The organism is Achromobacter sp. K91, assembly GCF_003576205.1.
Lineage (GTDB): Bacteria > Pseudomonadota > Gammaproteobacteria > Burkholderiales > Burkholderiaceae_B > Achromobacter > Achromobacter aegrifaciens.
Map to the genome: position 1 here is coordinate 67,295 of NZ_QWFB01000048.1, position 17,197 is coordinate 84,491.

Annotated in this window: 14 protein-coding genes; 6 read left to right on the top strand and 8 right to left on the bottom strand. The window is 67.6% G+C overall.

Translation table 11 applies throughout. The annotated features are described in order from the left end of the window. The first annotated feature begins 4 nt into the window (after nt 1-4). Nucleotides 5-865, top strand: coding sequence for a D-amino acid aminotransferase (locus tag DXK93_RS23355; protein ID WP_119451262.1), 861 nt, complete (start codon nt 5-7; stop codon nt 863-865). Between the two features lie 219 nt (nt 866-1,084). On the opposite strand, the gene DXK93_RS23360 is transcribed toward DXK93_RS23355, so the two are convergent. Then, complete coding sequence (locus tag DXK93_RS23360; RefSeq protein WP_054456233.1) at nt 1,085-1,933, bottom strand: class I SAM-dependent methyltransferase; 849 nt, start codon at nt 1,931-1,933, stop codon at nt 1,085-1,087. 125 nt (nt 1,934-2,058) lie between these two features. Between DXK93_RS23360 and DXK93_RS23365 the strand changes: the two genes are divergently transcribed. Then, entirely contained in the window at nt 2,059-4,110 is a 2,052-nt protein-coding gene (locus DXK93_RS23365; RefSeq protein WP_119451263.1) for a transcriptional regulator, read from the top strand. Between the two features lie 17 nt (nt 4,111-4,127). On the opposite strand, the gene nirD is transcribed toward DXK93_RS23365, so the two are convergent. The 3 genes from nirD to DXK93_RS23380 all read right to left on the bottom strand — a co-directional run bounded on the left by nirD (nt 4,128) and on the right by DXK93_RS23380 (nt 8,233). Continuing rightward, a complete protein-coding gene (gene nirD / locus DXK93_RS23370; protein ID WP_054456235.1) occupies nt 4,128-4,478 on the bottom strand; it encodes a nitrite reductase small subunit NirD in 351 nt (116 codons plus the stop codon). After that, nucleotides 4,478-7,027 carry a nitrite reductase large subunit NirB gene (nirB, locus tag DXK93_RS23375; RefSeq protein ID WP_119451264.1) on the bottom strand — a complete coding sequence of 850 codons (2,550 nt, stop codon included), beginning with the start codon at nt 7,025-7,027 and terminating at the stop codon, nt 4,478-4,480. Before nirB ends, nirD begins: the two co-directional genes overlap by 1 nt. A gap of 318 nt (nt 7,028-7,345) precedes the next feature. After that, nucleotides 7,346-8,233 carry a LysR family transcriptional regulator gene (locus DXK93_RS23380; RefSeq protein ID WP_054456237.1) on the bottom strand — a complete coding sequence of 296 codons (888 nt, stop codon included), beginning with the start codon at nt 8,231-8,233 and terminating at the stop codon, nt 7,346-7,348. Nucleotides 8,234-8,439: 206 nt separating this feature from the next. Here DXK93_RS23380 and DXK93_RS23385 point away from each other — a divergent pair, with 206 nt between their 5' ends. Beyond that, complete coding sequence (locus DXK93_RS23385) at nt 8,440-10,044, top strand: GMC family oxidoreductase (RefSeq protein ID WP_054456238.1); 1,605 nt, start codon at nt 8,440-8,442, stop codon at nt 10,042-10,044. Nucleotides 10,045-10,115: 71 nt separating this feature from the next. Here DXK93_RS23385 and cfa read toward each other — a convergent pair whose 3' ends face one another. Further along, nucleotides 10,116-11,297 (bottom strand): cyclopropane fatty acyl phospholipid synthase, encoded by a 1,182-nt coding sequence (gene cfa, locus DXK93_RS23390; RefSeq protein ID WP_119451265.1) that lies wholly within the window; start codon nt 11,295-11,297, stop codon nt 10,116-10,118. 292 nt (nt 11,298-11,589) lie between these two features. On the opposite strand from cfa, the gene DXK93_RS23395 reads away from it, so the two are divergent. From DXK93_RS23395 to greB, 3 genes are all read left to right on the top strand, one after another. Beyond that, nucleotides 11,590-12,525 carry an alpha/beta fold hydrolase gene (locus tag DXK93_RS23395; RefSeq protein WP_119451266.1) on the top strand — a complete coding sequence of 312 codons (936 nt, stop codon included), beginning with the start codon at nt 11,590-11,592 and terminating at the stop codon, nt 12,523-12,525. A 65-nt stretch (nt 12,526-12,590) separates the two neighbouring features. Then, a complete protein-coding gene (locus DXK93_RS23400; RefSeq protein WP_054456240.1) occupies nt 12,591-13,436 on the top strand; it encodes a 3',5'-nucleoside bisphosphate phosphatase in 846 nt (281 codons plus the stop codon). Between the two features lie 71 nt (nt 13,437-13,507). Continuing rightward, complete coding sequence (gene greB, locus DXK93_RS23405) at nt 13,508-14,059, top strand: transcription elongation factor GreB (RefSeq protein WP_119451267.1); 552 nt, start codon at nt 13,508-13,510, stop codon at nt 14,057-14,059. A gap of 118 nt (nt 14,060-14,177) precedes the next feature. Here greB and DXK93_RS23410 read toward each other — a convergent pair whose 3' ends face one another. The 3 genes from DXK93_RS23410 to DXK93_RS23420 form a co-directional block, all read right to left on the bottom strand. Beyond that, nucleotides 14,178-15,206, bottom strand: coding sequence for a DctP family TRAP transporter solute-binding subunit (locus DXK93_RS23410; RefSeq protein WP_119451268.1), 1,029 nt, complete (start codon nt 15,204-15,206; stop codon nt 14,178-14,180). Between the two features lie 94 nt (nt 15,207-15,300). Then, nucleotides 15,301-16,599 carry a TRAP transporter large permease gene (locus DXK93_RS23415; protein ID WP_054456243.1) on the bottom strand — a complete coding sequence of 433 codons (1,299 nt, stop codon included), beginning with the start codon at nt 16,597-16,599 and terminating at the stop codon, nt 15,301-15,303. Continuing rightward, nucleotides 16,596-17,144, bottom strand: a complete 549-nt coding sequence (locus tag DXK93_RS23420) for a TRAP transporter small permease (protein WP_054456244.1) — start codon at nt 17,142-17,144, stop codon at nt 16,596-16,598. Before DXK93_RS23420 ends, DXK93_RS23415 begins: the two co-directional genes overlap by 4 nt. Between the last annotated feature and the right edge of the window lie 53 nt (nt 17,145-17,197).

The window sequence follows — 17,197 nt, forward strand, 5'->3', positions numbered from 1 at the left end:
TTCCATGTCCTCCATTTTCCATATCAACGGCAGTCTTGTTCCTGCCGAGCAGGCCGTCATCCCGGCGCTGGACCGGGGCTTTCTTTTTGGCGACGGCGTCTATGAGGTAATCGCGGTGATCGACGGCCTGCTGCTGGAGTTCGAGCGGCACGCCGCCCGCCTGGCGCGCAGCCTGGCCGAAGTCGGCATCCGCAATCCACTGCCGCGCGACACGCTGCTGGCGCGTTGCCGCGAACTGGTGGTGCGCAACGGCTTGCGCGAAGGGTCCGTCTATGTGCAGGTGACGCGCGGCGCGGACAGCAAGCGCGACTTCGCTTTTCCCGCCGACGTCGAGCCCACCGTGATGATGTACGTCAGCGAGAAGTCCTTGCGCGTGAATCCGCTGGCGGAATCTGGCGTGCGGGTGGCAAGCGTGCCGGACATGCGCTGGCAGCGGCGCGACATCAAGAGCGTGTCGCTGATCGCTCAGGTGCTGGCCAAGCAGGCCGCGCAGGGCGCGGGCACGTTCGAGGCGTTGATGGTCGATGCCGACGGCGTGGTGACGGAAGGCTCGTCGTCGAGCGCGCTGCTGGTGGATGCGCAAGGACGGATCGTGGTGCGGCCCTTGTCGCGCGAGATACTGCCGGGCTGCACGCGCGCCGCGGTGCTGGCGTTGGCCGCCAAGCGCGGGGTGGCGGTGGAAGAACGCAAGTTCACGCTGGACGAATGCCGGCGGGCGACGGAGCTGGTGTTGACGTCGGCATTGCACTTCGTGCTGCCGGTCATCGAGCTGGACGGCCAGCCCATCGGCACGGGCCGGCCCGGACCCGTGTGCCGCGAGCTGCGGCAGCTGTATATGGAGTACGCGCTGGCCTCGGCGCTATAGCGGCGCGCGAGCCATGGCGGGCGTATGATTCCGCATAAGGGCTCGCACCCCGTCCGGCAATGGCCGGCACGCCATTGCCTACCTCATCGTATGGTTGCTCTACATCGGCCGCCCGGGCCATTCCGCGGGCGGCCGTGAAGGCGTTGCGCCATGGATCGCTTCCCGTCCGCTGTCCGCGTGGATGGCCCGGACCGGCCCAAGCCAGGCATCAAGGTCCGGTCACCGGCGCGTCACCACGATCTCCAGGTATTCGCTGGGTACGACCATCGTGCCATCGCCAGAGCGGTTATACCGGTCTATTTGCACCATGAGGTCGCTGGTCAGCGTGGCTTGCGCCGCCGGGTCCAATGCGCCGAACGCCTTGAGCAGGGGGCCGTAGTAGGTCTTGAAGACCTGCAGCCAGTGTTCCGGGGAGCGGTAGCGGAACACGAAGTGGCGGGGCTCGGCCTGGATCGACGAGGCATGCGGACCGAACATTTCGTCGATGCGCGCCCGGGTGCCCCACAGCGCCGGCGACTTGACCCCGGCGGGCGGCGGCAGATGCTTGCCGATGGTCTTGAAGACCTGGCCGATGAAACCGTCAGGCGTCCAGTTGGCCAGGCCGATCTTGCCGCCAGCGCGGCAGACGCGGACCATTTCGGCGGCCGCCTGGTCCTGGTCGGGGGTGAACATCACCCCGAAGGTCGAGACGACCGCGTCGAATCCGCCATCCGGGAACGGCAGGGCCTCGGCGTCGGCTTCCTGGAATTCGATCTTCAAGTGCTCGGCGGCGGCGCGTTCGCGGCCGCGTCCCAGCAGCGCGGGCACATAGTCGGTCGAAACGACATCGCACCAGCGGCGGGCGGCGGCCAGCGAGGCATTGCCGTTGCCGGCGGCGACATCAAGCACCTTCTGTCCGGCGCGGACGTCCAGCGATTCGCACAGCTGTTCTCCTACGATCTGCAGCGTGGTGCCGACTACGGCATAGTCCCCGGAAGCCCAGGTGCCCTGCTGGCGTGTCTTCAAGGCGGCCAGGTCGGGCTGCGCGGAATCGCGCACGGGGCTGGTGGCGAGGGAGGAAATGGACATGGTCTGTCTCCGTTAAGGCTCTGTGTATGCGGCAGTGCACGATGCGGGCCTGCCGGGGAACCGCAACCGGCGCCGCGCGGGTTTGCGTGTGCCGTGCTTCCCGGAATCCAAGTTAAGAGCGGGCCATGGAGGCGAGCGTGGTAGCCGGCGTGGAATCGGCCGAGGGTTCGGCCGGCCCCGCGCAGCCGTCCGGTTCCGTCCCCGGCGGCGAGGTCCGGTTGCGCCTGCTCGGACCCATGGCGATCAGCCGGGCGGGCACGGCCCTGGCGCTGCCGCCGTCGCGCAAGCTGCGCGCGCTCATTGCCTATCTGGCGTTGGCCCCGCATCCCGTGCAACGCGCGCATCTGTGCGAACTGCTGTGGGACGTTCCGAACGATCCGCGCGGCGAGCTGCGCTGGTGTCTCAGCAAGGCCAGGACTCTGCTGGACGAGCCCGGCCGGCGCAGGGTGGAGACCGTGCAGGACACGGTGAGGCTGGGCCTCGTCGACTGCCACGTCGACGCCATCGAAATCGGCAGCGCGATGCAGCAGGGCATCGCCCAGCTGGACTGCGGGCGGCTGCAAGCGCTGGCCGCGCTGTTTTCGGGCGATTTCCTCGAGGGGCTGGAGATCGACCGCAACCCCTTTTTCAACAACTGGCTGACCGCGCAGCGCCGGCGTTTGAGGGCGTGCCATGCCGCGGTCCTGGAACATCTGGCGGCCAGCCTTCCGGCAGGGTCGGGCGATACCTTCGCCTGCCTGGATAAGTGGCTGCAGCTCGCGCCCTTCGACCGGCGTGCGCATGAGCTGCTGCTGGGCTTGCTGGCGCAGCGCGGTCAATGGCGCGAAGGCGAGGAGCATCTGGCCGCGGCGGTCCGCGCCTTCGAGGCGGACGGGCTGGACTGGCGGCCCTTGCGCGATACGTGGCGGAATCTGAGGGGGCGGGCAAGCGAGACGCCGCGGCTCGAGGCGGCGCCAGGAGCGGCGTCAGAGGCGGCGTCCGCGGAGCGCGCGGGCCGCGCGTCGATCGCGGTGATGCCCTTCGTGGACCGCTCGGCGCAGGCCGGCGTGCGCGGCGGGCTGGCCGATGGCCTGGCCTATGACATCATCACCCGGCTGGCCAAGCTGCGCAGCCTGTTCGTCATAGCGCAAGGCACGGTGTTCGCGCTGGACCAGCGCAACGTGGGACCCGACGAGGCCGGCCGTACGCTCAATGTGGACTATGTCGTGAGCGGGTGGCTGCAGCGTCGGCAAGACCGCATCGCCGTAGCCGTTGAACTCATAGAAGCCCGGACCGCGCGCATCGTGTGGGCGGACGTCTACGACCGGCAGCTGGACGATGCCCTGTTGGCCCTGGACGAAATCGGCAACCGGATCGTGGCCGCCATCGACATCGAAATCGAGGCCGCCGAGCGCAACCGGGCCATTCTGAAGCCGCCGAACTCCCTGGACGCCTGGCAGGCCCATCATCGCGGCCTGTGGCATATGTATCGCTTCAACCGCGCCGACAACGAGCAGGCGCGGCACTTTTTCGAGATGGCCTTGAGGCTCGATCCGACGTTCTCGCGGGCCTACGCGGGCTTGTCATTCACCCATTGGCAGGACGCGTTCCAGCGTTGGGGCGAGCAGGCGCCGGCCATCGACATGGCGTTCGAAGCCGCCGGCCAGGGCCTGATCGCCGATGACCGCGACCCGGCGGCGCATTGGGCCATGGGCCGGGCGCTATGGCTGCGCGGCAGCCAGGATCAATCGCTGGCCGAGTTGACGCGCGCCGTGGATTTGAGCCCGAATTTCGCCTTGGCGCACTACACCCTGGGCTTCGTCCATTGCCAGTCGGGCGACGCCGAGGCCGCGATAGGCTCGTCCGACCATTCGCGCGACCTGAGCCCGTACGACCCGCTGCTGTTCGGCATGCTGGCCGTGCGCGCATTGGCGTTGGTACGCCTGGGCCGGTTCGAGGAAGCCGCCGGCTGGGCGCTGAAGGCGGCGGCCCGCCCCAACGCCCATGTGCACATCCTGGCGATCGCGGCCTGCTGCCTGGCGATAGCCGGCAAGGACGATGAGACCGCCGGCCTGCTGGCCGCGATCCGCAAGACGCATCCCTCATACTGCGTGGACGACTTCCTGGCGGCCTTCCGCCTGGCCGGAGATGCCGAGGCGCTGTTCAGGACGGGCGCCCGGCGCATCGGGCTGGGCTGAGCCGGCGGCGTTGCGTTTCAGGCGATCTCCACCGCATCGCCGTTCAAGCGCGCCCGCCAGGTCCGCAGCCGTTGCTCCGGGTACTGCACGCACGCGCCGTCGGCGAGCCGGAAGTGTTGCTTGTAGAGCGGCGAGGCCACGACGAGTTCGCCGCCTACGTGGCCGACGATGCCGCGGCCGATGACGTTGGCGCCGGACTTGGGGTCGCGGTTATCGATCGCATAAACGCCGTCGCCCGCGGCTTGCGGCACGTAGAACAAGGCAATCTGCGCGCCATCCACCAGCGCCACCACGCCGGAATTTGGCACCAGATCCTGGCGCCGGCAAACCGGTCGCCAGTCTTGGGATTCGTGGATCAGGGCGTCCATCAGGCAATCTCCTCGGTAATGGCGATGACGCGCGCGGGAGCGGGTCGGGGCTGGCCGCGTTCCTGCACGAACCGGATGCCGGGGTCGGCGCTGGCGTCGTTGACGAAGGTGCGGAAGCGCTTGAGCTTTTCCGGATCGTTCAGCGCGTTGGCCCATTCGCATTCGTAGCGGTCGACCACCAGCTGCATCTGCGCTTCCAGCTCCGCGCACAGGCCCAGGCTGTCCTCCAGCACCACCTGCTTCAGGTAGTCCAGGCCGCCCTCCAGCGATTCGCGCCAGACCGAGGTGCGCTGCAGCTTGTCGGCGGTGCGGATGTAGAACATCAAGAGGCGGTCTATGGTGCGGATGAGGGCGGCGTCGTCCAGGTCGGTGGCGAACAGCTCCGCGTGCCGCGGGCGCATGCCGCCGTTGCCGCAGACGTAGAGGTTCCAGCCGTTTTCGGTGGCGATGACGCCGATGTCCTTGCTTTGCGCCTCGGCGCATTCGCGGGTGCAGCCGGATACTGCGAACTTCAGCTTGTGCGGCGAGCGCAGGCCCTTGTAGCGGTGTTCGATGTCCAGCGCCATCTTGACGCTGTCCTGCACGCCATAGCGGCACCAGGTGCTGCCCACGCAGGACTTCACCGTGCGGGTGGACTTGCCGTAGGCATGGCCGGTTTCAAACCCGGCGGCGATCAGTTCCGCCCATATGTCCGGCAGCTCGTGCAGTTGCGCGCCGAACAGGTCGATGCGTTGGCCGCCGGTGATCTTGGTGTACAGCTGGTACTTCTTGGCGACCGCGCCGATGGCGATCAGGCCGTCGGGCGTGATCTCGCCCGCGGGTATGCGCGGCACCACCGAATAGGTGCCGTTCTTCTGCATGTTGGCCATGAAGGTGTCGTTGGTGTCCTGCAGCGGCACCAGATGGGGATCCTGGATCGGGCGGTTCCAGCACGAGGCCAGGATGGAGCCCACCGCGGGTTTGCAGATGTCGCAACCCTGCTGGCCGCGCCCGTGGCTGGCCAGGAGCTCGTCGAAGGATTCGATGCCGTTGACGCGCACGATGGCGTACAGCTCCTGGCGCGTGTGGGGAAAGTGTTCGCACAGGCTCTTGTCCACGGCCACGCCGCGGCTGGCCAGTTCGTGTTCGACCACCTGCTTGAGCAGGCTGGCGCAGCCGCCGCAGCCGGAAGCCGCCTTGGTGCAGCCCTTGACCGCGGCCAGGTCGGCACAGCCGCCGTCGATCGCGGCGCAGACCGCGCCCTTGCTCACGTTATGGCAGGAACAGATGGTGGCGGCGGCGGGCAGCGCATCCACGCCCAGGAGCGGCGCACCCTGGCCCTGCGGCAGGATCAGGCTGGCCGGGTCCGCGGGCGGCGCGATGCCGTTCTGCACGTATTGCAGCAGCGTGTCGTAGTAGCTGTTGTCGCCCACCAGCACCGCGCCCAGCACGCGCTTGCCGTCGGCGGACACCACCAGGCGGCGGTAGCCGGCGCCGGCTTCGTCGATGTAGCGGTAGCTGCGCGCGCCGGGCGTGGCGCCGTGGGCGTCGCCGATCGAGCCCACGTCCACGCCCAGCAGCTTGAGCTTGGTGGACATGTCGGCGCCGCTGAATGTCTGCAGGCCGTTGCCGCACAGCGCCGCCGCCACCGTGCGCGCCATCTGGTAGCCGGGCGCCACCAGCCCGAACACGCTGCCGTTCCAGGCCGCGCATTCGCCGATGGCGTAGATGTGCTCATCGCTGCTGCGGCACTGATCGTCGATGGCTACGCCGCCGCGCTCGGCCAGCGTCAGCCCGGCCTTGCGCGCCAGCGTCACCTGCGGCCGGATGCCGGCCGAAAACACGATCAGGTCGGTTTCCAGCGGCGCGCCTTCGGCAAAGCGCATGCGGTAGCGGTACTGCGTGCCGGGCTTGATGTCCTGGGTGGCGCGCGACAGGTGCACGCCCACGCCCATCGCCTCGATGCGCGCCTTGAGCGCCGCGCCGCCTTGCTCGTCCAGTTGCACCGGCATCAGGCGCGGCGCGAATTCGACCACGTGCGCCTCCAGCTTCAGCGACTTCAGCGCATGGGCGGCTTCCAGCCCCAGCAGGCCGCCGCCCACCACCACGCCGCGGCGCGCGCCGTGCGCAGCCGCGCGGATCAGGTCCAGGTCGTCGAGCGTGCGGTACACCAGGCGCGATGCGCCTTCCGCGCCCGTGATCGGCGGCACGAAGGGGTAGGAGCCCGTCGCAAGTATCAGTTTGTCGTAGGCGCCGCGGCCGCGCGCGGTCACGATCTCGCGCCGGCGGCGGTCGATCTCCAGCACCGGCGTGCCCAGGTGCAGGGTCACGCCTTCCTGTTCATACAGCGCCGCGTCGCCCAGCGCCATCGATTCGGCGTCGCGTCCGTTCAGGTATTCGGACAGGTGCACGCGGTCGTAGGCGCGGCGGCTTTCCTCGCCGTAGACGTGGATGCGGTAGCGCGCAAGCGCGCCGCCGGCGATGAGTTGTTCGACGCAATGGTGGCCCACCATGCCGTTGCCGATGACGACGAGGGTCTGCAGAGAATCGGATGAGGCCGCTACTTTCATGGGATGTCCCCGTGGGCTTGGGTATTCGGGTTTCAGAAAACGCAAAGGCGCCCTGGACCTTGCGGTCGGGGCGCCATTGCCGTTACTGCTCTAGTTGTCTCGCCGGCCTTGCGGCCCGCGCATGAATCATCAAGCAAAGTCCATGCCAGGGATGCCGGCGGTCAGCGGCGCGAGTGGGCGCGCCGGGCGCTTCATAGGGAAAGCGGCCTCAGGATCGCTTTTGCGGCCGCGTCGCGCGTCGCACCGCCCCGGCCGGCGTGCATCAAGGCGGTGCATATTCCTGTGCGGCGCCGCACCCATTTGGCGCAGCGCAGCGGTCTAGGCAAACGCCGCCTGGACGGCGGCGAAGGCAGCGGCGACCAGGGGATCGCTGCGGCGGGAGGCCTGGGTGATGAAGGCGAGTTCAGCCTGGATCGCCAGGCCCTTGACCAGCACCAGCCCGCTGGCCTGGGATTCGCGCAGCGCGACGGAGTCGCGCGCCAGCGACAGGCCCACGCCCGAGCGCACCAGGTCCAGCATCGACGCTTCCTGGTCCACTTCAGCCACGGCGTTGGGCGCGACGCCCAGCGCGTCGAACTTGTCCGACAGCAGCCGGTGGTGCACCGAATCCGGCGGCGTCCAGATCCAGGGCAGGGCGGCGATCGCGGCCCAGTCGCGGCCGGCCACCTGCGCGCCCCAGCCCTTGGGAGCCACGACGAAATAGGCGAAGGAGGCGAGCGGCATTGCTTCAAGCCCGGCGGGCGCCGCGTCACGTCCTTGCGGGCCGAGGGAAAAACCCACGTCCAGTTCGCCCGCGCGTACCTGTTTCGCCACCGATCCGGACATGCCGTGGCGCAGGGTGGGGCGGATCTTGGGATAGTGCTCCACCAGGTATTGCAGCGTGGCGCCCAGGCGCAGGAATTCCGGATCGAGGATGGTGCCAATGCGCAGATCGCCCTGGACGGTGTCGCGCAGGGCGCCCAGGGCGCGCTGGAAGTCGTCCAGCGCGTCCAGGATGCGCTGCGCGGAAGGCAGCAGCGCGCGGCCGTCGGCGTTGGGCGCCAAGCCTTGGGCGGTGCGCGAGAACAAGGTCAGGTCCAGCGATTCCTGGAAGTTCTTCAACTGCAGGCTGAGCGCGGGCTGGGTCAGGTGCAGATGCTCGGCCGCGCGCGTCAGGTTGCCCTCGCGGGCCACGGCGGCAAAAGTGCGGATGTGCTTCAGGTCCATGGGGCGATTCCCGGAGTAGGCGGCGAGCAAAAGGGGCTGAGTATTATTTAAGTTGCTTATAAACCGTTTTTCAACAATTCATTGGACAGTTCCACCCGGCTGCGCGAGAGTCACGGTAGATGCCCGGCGCGCGCAAGGTCGCCAGAGCCGGGTCGGCTCACCCAGTCCGCAGGCGTACCGCCCCGGCAAGAAGATAAGAAGAGCTTATGGAGACATACGACTACATCATCGTTGGCGCGGGCTCGGCCGGCTGCGTGCTGGCCAACCGCCTGAGCCGCGACCCTGCCGTGCAGGTGCTGCTGCTGGAAGCAGGTGGCCGCGACAACTACCACTGGATCCATATCCCCGTGGGCTACCTGCATTGCATCGGCAATCCCAGGACCGACTGGATGTACCGCACCGCGGCGGAAGCCGGTCTGGGCGGCCGTTCCCTGATCTACCCGCGCGGCCGCGTGCTGGGCGGCAGTTCATCGATCAACGGCATGATCTACATGCGCGGCCAGCGCCAGGACTACGAGGACTGGGCCGAACTGTCCGGCGACCCCGCCTGGGGCTGGGACCAGGTGCTGCCGGTGTTCAAGCGCAGCGAGGACTATCACCGCGGCGCGGACGAATTCCATGGCGCAGGCGGCGAATGGCGCGTGGAATCGCAGCGCCTGCGCTGGGACATCCTGGAAGCCTTTGCCGGCGCGGCCGAGCAGGAGGGCATTCCGCGCGTGCAGGACTTCAACCGCGGCGACAATTTCGGCTGCGGCTATTTCGAAGTGAACCAGCGCGGCGGCTGGCGCTGGAATACCGCCAAGGCATTCCTGCGGCCGGTGCAAAAGCGTCCGAACCTGCGCGTAATGACGGGCGCCCATGCCGAGCAACTGGTGTTCGAGGGCAAGCGCTGCGTCGGCGTGCAGCTGCGCCGCAACGGCCAGAGCGCTACCTTGCGCGCGCGCCGCGAGGTGGTGCTGGCGGCTGGCGCGGTCAACACGCCGCACCTGCTGGAACTCTCCGGCGTGGGCGAGCCCGCGCGCCTGCGCGAAAGCGGCATCGCCTTGCAGCACGCCTTGCCGGGCGTGGGCGAGAACCTGCAGGACCATCTGCAACTGCGCGTCATCATCCAGGTGCAGGGCGTGAAGACGCTGAACCGCATCGCCTCCACCTGGTTGGGCAAGGCCGGCATCGGCCTGGAGTACCTGCTCAAGCGCAGCGGCCCGATGAGCATGGCGCCGTCGCAGTTGGGCGCGTTTGCCAAGTCGGATCCGGGCCAGGCGCGCGCCAACGTCGAATTCCACGTGCAGCCGCTGTCGCTGGGCGCGTTTGGCGAACCGCTGCATGGCTTTGACGCCTTCACCGCCAGCGTGTGCAATCTGCGGCCGACCTCGCGCGGCAGCGTGCATGCGCAGGGGCCGCAGGGCGCGCCGGCCATCACGCCCAGGTATCTGAGCACCGAGGAAGACCTGCGCGTGGCGGCGGACTCGATCCGCCTGGTGCGGCGGATCGCGGCGGCGCCGGCCTTGCAGCGCTACCAGCCGCAGGAGTGGCTGCCGGGACCTGCGTTCCAGACGGACGCCGAGCTGCGGGAAGCGGCCGGCAAGATCGGCACCACCATCTTCCATCCGGTAGGGACCTGCGCGATGGGACGCGACGCGGACGGCGGGGCGGTGGTGGACGCGAGGCTGCGCGTCCATGGCCTGGAGGGCCTGCGTGTGGCCGACGCCTCGGTGATGCCTTTGATCACGTCGGGCAACACCAATTCGCCGACCATCATGATCGCGGAGCGGGCCGCCGACATGATCCGCGAGGACGCTGCAGGGCGCTGAATCTACCGTGGGCGCGGCAGAAAAGAAAGCCGCCCTTAAAGGGCGGCTTTCTGGCGATGGCGTCGCCGTGTTCAGCGCAGCGAACGGTACATTTCCTGGCGTTGCGGGTGGGTCAGCATCACTTGCCAGAGCTGGCCCTCGCGCGAGCGGAAAAAGCCCGCGCAGCACATCAGGTAGTACTTCCACATGCGGTAGAAGCGGTTGCCGTAGCGCGATTCCAGTCCGGGCCAGGCGCGTTCGAAGTTGTCCCACCACGCCATCAGGGTACGGTCGTAATCGGCGCCGAAGTTGTGCCAGTCTTCAATGATGAAGCGGCCTTCCACGGCGGCGGCGATCTCGCGCGCGGACGGCAGCTTGCCGTTGGGGAAGACGTAGCGGTCGATCCAGGGATCGGTGCTCTGGCTGGTGGAGGCGATACCGATGGTGTGCAGCAGGAACACGCCGTCCGGCGCCATCAGGCGCTGCACGTTGCTGAAGTAGGTGTCGTAGTTCTTGGGGCCGACATGCTCGAACATGCCCACCGACACCACCTTGTCGAAACTACCCTGCAGGTCGCGGTAATCCTGCAGCAGCAGTTGCACGGGCAGGCCCTGGACCCTTTCCTGCGCCAGGGCCAGTTGCTCCTTGGACACGGTCACGCCGGTGACCTTGACGCCATAGCGTTCGGCGGCAAAGCGCGCCAGTCCGCCCCAGCCGCAGCCGATGTCCAGCAGCGTCTCGCCTTCGCGCAGCTGCAGCTTGCGGCAGATCATCTCCAGCTTGGCCAGTTGCGCTTCTTCCAGCGTCTGGGCGTTTTCCCAGTAGGCGCAGGAGTAGATCATGCGGCTGTCCAGCATGGCCTCGAACACGTCGTTGCCCGCGTCGTAATGCTGTTCGCCGACCTCGAACGCGCGGTTCTTGGACTGCAGGTTGAACAGCTTGTGGCGCAGGTGCTCGGCGATCAGCTTGACGCGCGCCAGGCCCAGCGCCGCCGACCCCATGTCGGCGCGCAGCAGGCGGGTGAACAGTTCGTCGAGCTGGTCGCAGTCCCATTCGCCGTCCATGTAGGATTCGCCCAGGCCCAGCGACCAGCTGGCGAAGACGCGCTCGTACATGTGCTTGTCATGAACCTGTATGTCCCAGGGGCGGTTGCCGTTGATGCGGACATCGGCGCGGGCCAGGACGTCCTGGAGCACTTTGGGAGGTTCGGGGGGAGGGGAACTGGCGGATTGATGGCCGGCGGCCAACGGCGAGGAAGGACTGCTCTGCTGCATACGGACTCCATATCAATTTTGGGATGACTGATCTGGCAATGCTTGAAACTTCCGAGTCTGATCCTAACAGGTCCGCAACTCCAATTTAATGATTGGATCGCCTCGATAGGCAAAGGCACCCCGCGGTGCGTGGAGGTGGGGGCGGCGATCCGGATGCAAGGATCGTAGCGACGACCGGGCCGATAGTCCAGAACCCCACCGCCGGGTGTTGCGGCGGCGCAGCCTGCCGTCCTATAAGATACCGGCCTGGCGCGCCTTCGCCATGGCGCGCAACGACTCGTGGAGTGTATCGATGGTGGACGCCAGCCTGGAACCCCGTTTGGATTTCGTCACATGCGCCAGCCCGGCGGGCCTGCACCGCATGGCCTACTGGGAATGGGGCGACCCGGGCAACGACCAGGTGCTGGTCTGCGTACATGGGCTGACCCGCAGCGGGCGGGACTTCGATACGCTGGCGCGGCGGCTGGCGGGGCGCTATCGCGTGGTCTGCCCGGACGTGGTGGGACGCGGCCGTTCCGACTGGCTGGCCAATCCCGCGTTTTACACGGTGCCGCAGTACGTCTCGGACATGGTGACCCTGCTGGCGCGCCTGAAGCCGGCGCGGCTGGCCTGGGTGGGTACGTCCATGGGGGGGCTCATCGGCCTGGCGTTGTCGGGCGCGGCCGTGTTCGCGCGCGCCATGCTGGCCATGCGCCCGCACGCGGGCATGCTGCCGCCCGAGCAAGGCTTCCACCTGGACAAACTGGTGCTCAACGACGTCGGGCCTCGTCTGGAGACGGGCGCCCTGGCGCGCATCGGCCAGTATGTGGGCGAGCCGGGCGAGTTCGCGAGCTTCGAAGAGGCCGTGGCCACCATGCGCGCCAACTCCGTCACGTTCGGCCCGCATACCGACGCGCAGTGGGCGGACCTGGCGCGCTATCTGTATCCCCAGCAGGGCGACAAATGGGTCAAGCATTACGACCTGGCGCTGTCGCAGGCCCTGGCCGCGCAGACTCCCGAGGAACTGGCGGCCGGCGAACAGATCCTGTGGCGTTCGTATGATTCCCTGCCGTGTCCCGTGCTGATCGTGCGCGGCGCGGAATCCGACTTGCTGACGCGCGCCACCGTCGAGGAAATGCTCAAGCGCAATCCGCGGGCGCAGGCCCATGAAGTGGCCGGCGTGGGCCATGCGCCCACCTTGATCTCGGACGAGCAGGTGGATCCGGTCGCGTCCTTTCTGCTGTCCTGACCGCGCCGTAAACAAGGGACGGCTCGGCGCTATCCACGCTGCCGGGCCTTCTCTACAATAGCTGGATGAACGCGCGCACATTGAATATCGACCTGCACTGCCATTCCACCGTCTCGGACGGCGCCCTCGCGCCGCGCGACGTGGCGCAGCGCGCGCATGCCAACGGCGTGGACGTCTGGGCCCTGACCGACCACGACGAAATCGGCGGCCTGGCCGAAGCGGCCCGCGCGGCGCGCGAGCTGGACATGGACTTCGCCACCGGCGTCGAGATCTCCGTGACCTGGGCGGGCGTCACCGTGCACATCGTGGGCCTGCGCTTCGACCCCGAGAACGCCGCGCTGGCCGAAGGCCTGCGCAAGACCCGCTCCGGCCGCGCCGAACGCGCCAAGCGCATCGGCGAACGCCTGGCGGAAATGGGCATGCCCGGCGCCTACGAAGGCGCGCTGCCGTTCGCAGGCAACCCCGAACTCATCAGCCGCACGCACTTCGCGCGCTATCTGGTCGAAGCCGGCTATTGCCCCGACGTGCAGACCGTGTTCACCAGGCACCTGGGCGACGACCGCCCGGGCCACGTACCCATGCAGTGGGCCACGCTGGCGGAAGCCGTGGGCTGGATCCGCGGCGCGGGCGGCATCGCCGTCATCGCGCATCCCGGCCGCTACAAGTACACGCCGCTACAGTTCGCCGCGCTGTTCGACGAATTCCTGCAGCTGGGCGGCCTCGGCATCGAGGTCAACACCGGCAGCCATACCCCGGAAGAGGCCCGCTATTATGCGGATGTGGCGCGCCGCTATGGATTCCTGGCGTCGCGCGGTTCGGACTTCCATAGTCCGAAGGAAAGCCGGGTGGACCTGGGCCGCTTGCCGGCGCTGCCGCCCGACCTCAAACCGGTCTGGCACGACTGGTTCTGACGCAGGCGGCGGCCATGTCGCCAGCCCTTGCACACAATCGACTGTAATCGCGCCCGACCGGCGCAACCGCCATGAACAAAGCCTTTGTCAAAGAGTCGGACAACGAGGACGACGACGATCTGCCGCAAGCCCAGGCGCTGCCTGCCGGCACCAAGAACTACATGACGCCCGGCGGCTACGAGCGCCTGCGCAGCGAGCTCACGCACCTGATGAACGTGGAGCGCCCCTCTGTCGTGCAGGTGGTGTCGTGGGCCGCGTCCAACGGCGACCGTTCCGAGAACGGCGACTATCTGTACGGCAAGAAGCGCCTGCGCGAGATCGACCGCCGCATGCGCTTCTTGACCAAACGGCTGGATATCGCCGAAGTGGTCGATCCGGCCGCGCAACCCAACCGCGACCAGGTGTTCTTCGGCGCCACGGTGCTGTATTCGGACAAGGCTGGCGAGGAACACAACGTGACCATCGTGGGCGTCGACGAGGCCGAGCCGCTGGCGGGCAAGATCAGCTGGATCTCGCCGGTGGCGCGCGCGCTGATCAAGGCCAAGGAGGGCGACACCGTGGTGCTGCGCACGCCCGGCGGTATCGAAGAGCTGGACATCCTGGAAGTCAGCTATCCCGCATGAAAGAAAACGGGCGCCAGCTTGTGGCTGGCGCCCGTTGGTGGGCGGGATCTGACGTCCCTGCCTCGGTTGGCGGCTTGCGCCGCCGTTCCCCTGGGGCTTGCTGCTTGTTCTGGCGGGCTTACTTCTTGCGGCTGGCGATCGACTTTTCAGCCAGGTTCACCAGGTCTTCGCCGATCTGCTTCTTCCACTTGTCATAGACCGGCTTGGTCACCTTGACGAAGGCCTCGTGGTCCGCCTGCGACAGCGAGGTCACGGTCACGCCGTGGCCGGCGATTTCCTTCAGCAGCGACGGGTCTTCAGGCGTCACGCCCTTGCGCGCGATCACGATCTGCTGCTTGCCGGCGTCCAGCGCGGCCTGGCGCACGATGTCGCGGTCCTTCTCGGACCAGGAATTCCACACCTCGCGGTTGACCACGAAGATCAGCGGGTCGGCCACGTAGTTCCACAGCGTCAGGTACTTCTGGCCGACGGTGTAGAGCTTGGAACCGGTGTAGATCGACAGGGGATTTTCCTGGCCGTCCACTGCGCCGCTGGCCAGCGCCGGCTGGGCATCGGCCCAGCTCATCTGCGTGGGGTTGGCGCCCAGCGCGGTGAAGGTGTCGATGTACAGCGGCGAGCCCACCACGCGCAGCTTCAGGCCCTTCATGTCTTCGGGCTTCTTGATCTCGTGCTTGGAATTGCTGAGCTGGCGATAGCCGTTTTCACCCCAGGCCAGCGGCACCACGCCGGCTTTCTCGATGAGCTTGAACATCTCCTTGCCCACGTCGCCCTGCACCAGCGCATCGATGGCGGCATAGTCGGGCATCAGGAAGGGCAGGGAGAACAGGTTCAACTGCTTGACCTGCGGCGACCAGTTGATGGTGGAGCCCACGGCCATGTCGATCACGCCCTGGCGGATGGCGGTGAACTCGCGCGTCTGGTCGCCCTGGACCAGCGACGTGCCGGGATAGACCTTGATGTTGATGCGGCCCTGGGTGCGCTCGCGCACCAGGTTGGACCAGATTTCGGCGCCCTGGCCCCAGGGGAAGGTGGTGCCGACCACGATGGAGAGCTTGTACTCGGACTTGTAGTTCTGCGCGTGCGCGGGCGCCATGCCGACGACGGCAGCCGCGCACAGGGCTGCTCCGATCAGGTTGCGGAATTTCATGTTGCGTCTCCTCTCTTTGCGTGTCTGTTGTTGTAATGAATACCGGTACCGCCGGCCTTGGGGGCGCCCCTTGAGGTCGCCCCGTTCAGCCCTTTCAATAACCCAGCTTCTTGGGCAGCCACAGCGCCAGCTGCGGGAACACCAGCACCGCGACCAGCACCAGGAACATCGCGCCCAGCAGCCACACCACCCAGCGCACCGTGGACTCCATCGGCACGCGCGCGATGCGGCACGACACCATCAGGTTCACGGCCAGCGGCGGGGTGAACTGGCCCAGGGCGACCTTCAAGGTCAGGATCACGCCGAACCACACCGGATCCCAGCCATAGGCGTTGGCGATGGGCATGAGCAGCGGCACGAAGATCAGGAAGATGGAAATGCCGTCCAGGAACATGCCCACCGTCATCAGCAGCAGGATCAGCAGCGCCAGCACGCCCCATTCGCCCAGGCCGGAGTTGACGATGGCGTGGGTGATGGGATCGATCACGCTCAGCGTGGACAGGGCCCAGGCGAAGATGCCGGCCAGCGTCACCACCAGCATGATGACGGCGGAAAGCTCGGCGGCTTCGCGCAGGATGGTGTACAGGTCGCGCAGCTTGATGGTGCGGTGGATGAACATGCCCACGAACAGGCCATAGAACACCGCGACCACGGCCGCTTCGGTGGGCGTGAACCAGCCCATGCGCATGCCGCCCAGGATCAGGACGGGTGCGGCCAGGCCCCATGAGGCTTCGCGCAGGCTGGCCCAGAAGGGCGGGCGGGGCAGGTGGGCTTCGAGCGCGCCCATCTTGTGCTTGCGCGCCAGCCACACCGCCGGAACGATAAGGGCGATGCCGGCCAGGATGCCGGGGATCATGCCGGCGGCGAACAGCGCCGGCACCGAGGCGCCGGGCACCAGCACCGAGTAGATGATGAAGGCCACCGAGGGCGGGATCAGGATGTCCGTGGCGGCGCCGGCCGCGACCACGGCGGCCGAGAACGAGCCCGGATAGCCGGCGCGCGACATGGCGGTGATCATCACCGCGCCCACCGCTGCGGCACAGGCCGGGCCGGAGCCGGAGATGCCGCCCAGGAACATGGCCACCGCGATCGACACCAGCGGCAGCATGCCCGGGCCGCGGCCGACGATCGCAATGGCGAAATCCACCAGCCGCTTGGCCACGCCGGAGCGGTCGAAGATCGAGCCCACCAGCACGAACATGGGGATGGCCAGCAGCGGATACTTGGCCAGGCCGGCGTAGAAGTTCTGCGGCACGGTCAGCAGGCCATACCAGGGCGTGTCGAGGTTGGACAGCACGATGGCCACGGTCCCGCCCAGGCCCAGGGCCACGCCGACCGGCACGCCGATCAGCATCAGGACGATGAAGACGATGAAGAGGATGGCGGCGATCATTGCTGATCCTGCCCGGCGGCGCGTCCGCTCTTGGCGATGCGGCGCAGCGTGCCGATGGTGCGCAGCGAGATCGCCGCGGCCATCACGGGCAGCCAGATCGAATACCACCAGGTCGGCACGCCGATGGCGGGCGAGGTTTCTTCGTAGATATATTCGTCGGCAACCAGCTTCACCGACAGCACGGTCAGCAGCAGGAAGAAGGCCAGCACGCAGCCGTTGGAGATCAGCGCCATGATGCGCTGGCGGCGCGGGGAGCCGGAGTCCGCCAGGATCTCGATACGTATGTGGTGGTTGCGCACGAAGGCGACGCTGCCGCCCGCCATGGTCAGCACGATCAGCAGGAACACCGAGATTTCTTCCGTCCAGGCGAAGGACTGGTCGGTGAAATAGCGCACCAGCACGTTCAGGAAGGTGATGATGGCCAGGGTCGCCAGCAGGATCACGGCCAGCCAGTCCTCGATGGCCAGCGGTACTTTGACTGCGGGATCTGCTTCTGCGGGAATGATCGGTTCGACAGGCTCGGCGGGGGCTTCGGGGCGGGACATGTGAGGCAGCGGCCGGCGCGCGGGTAGGCGCCATGCGTTAATGGGGGTCGCTG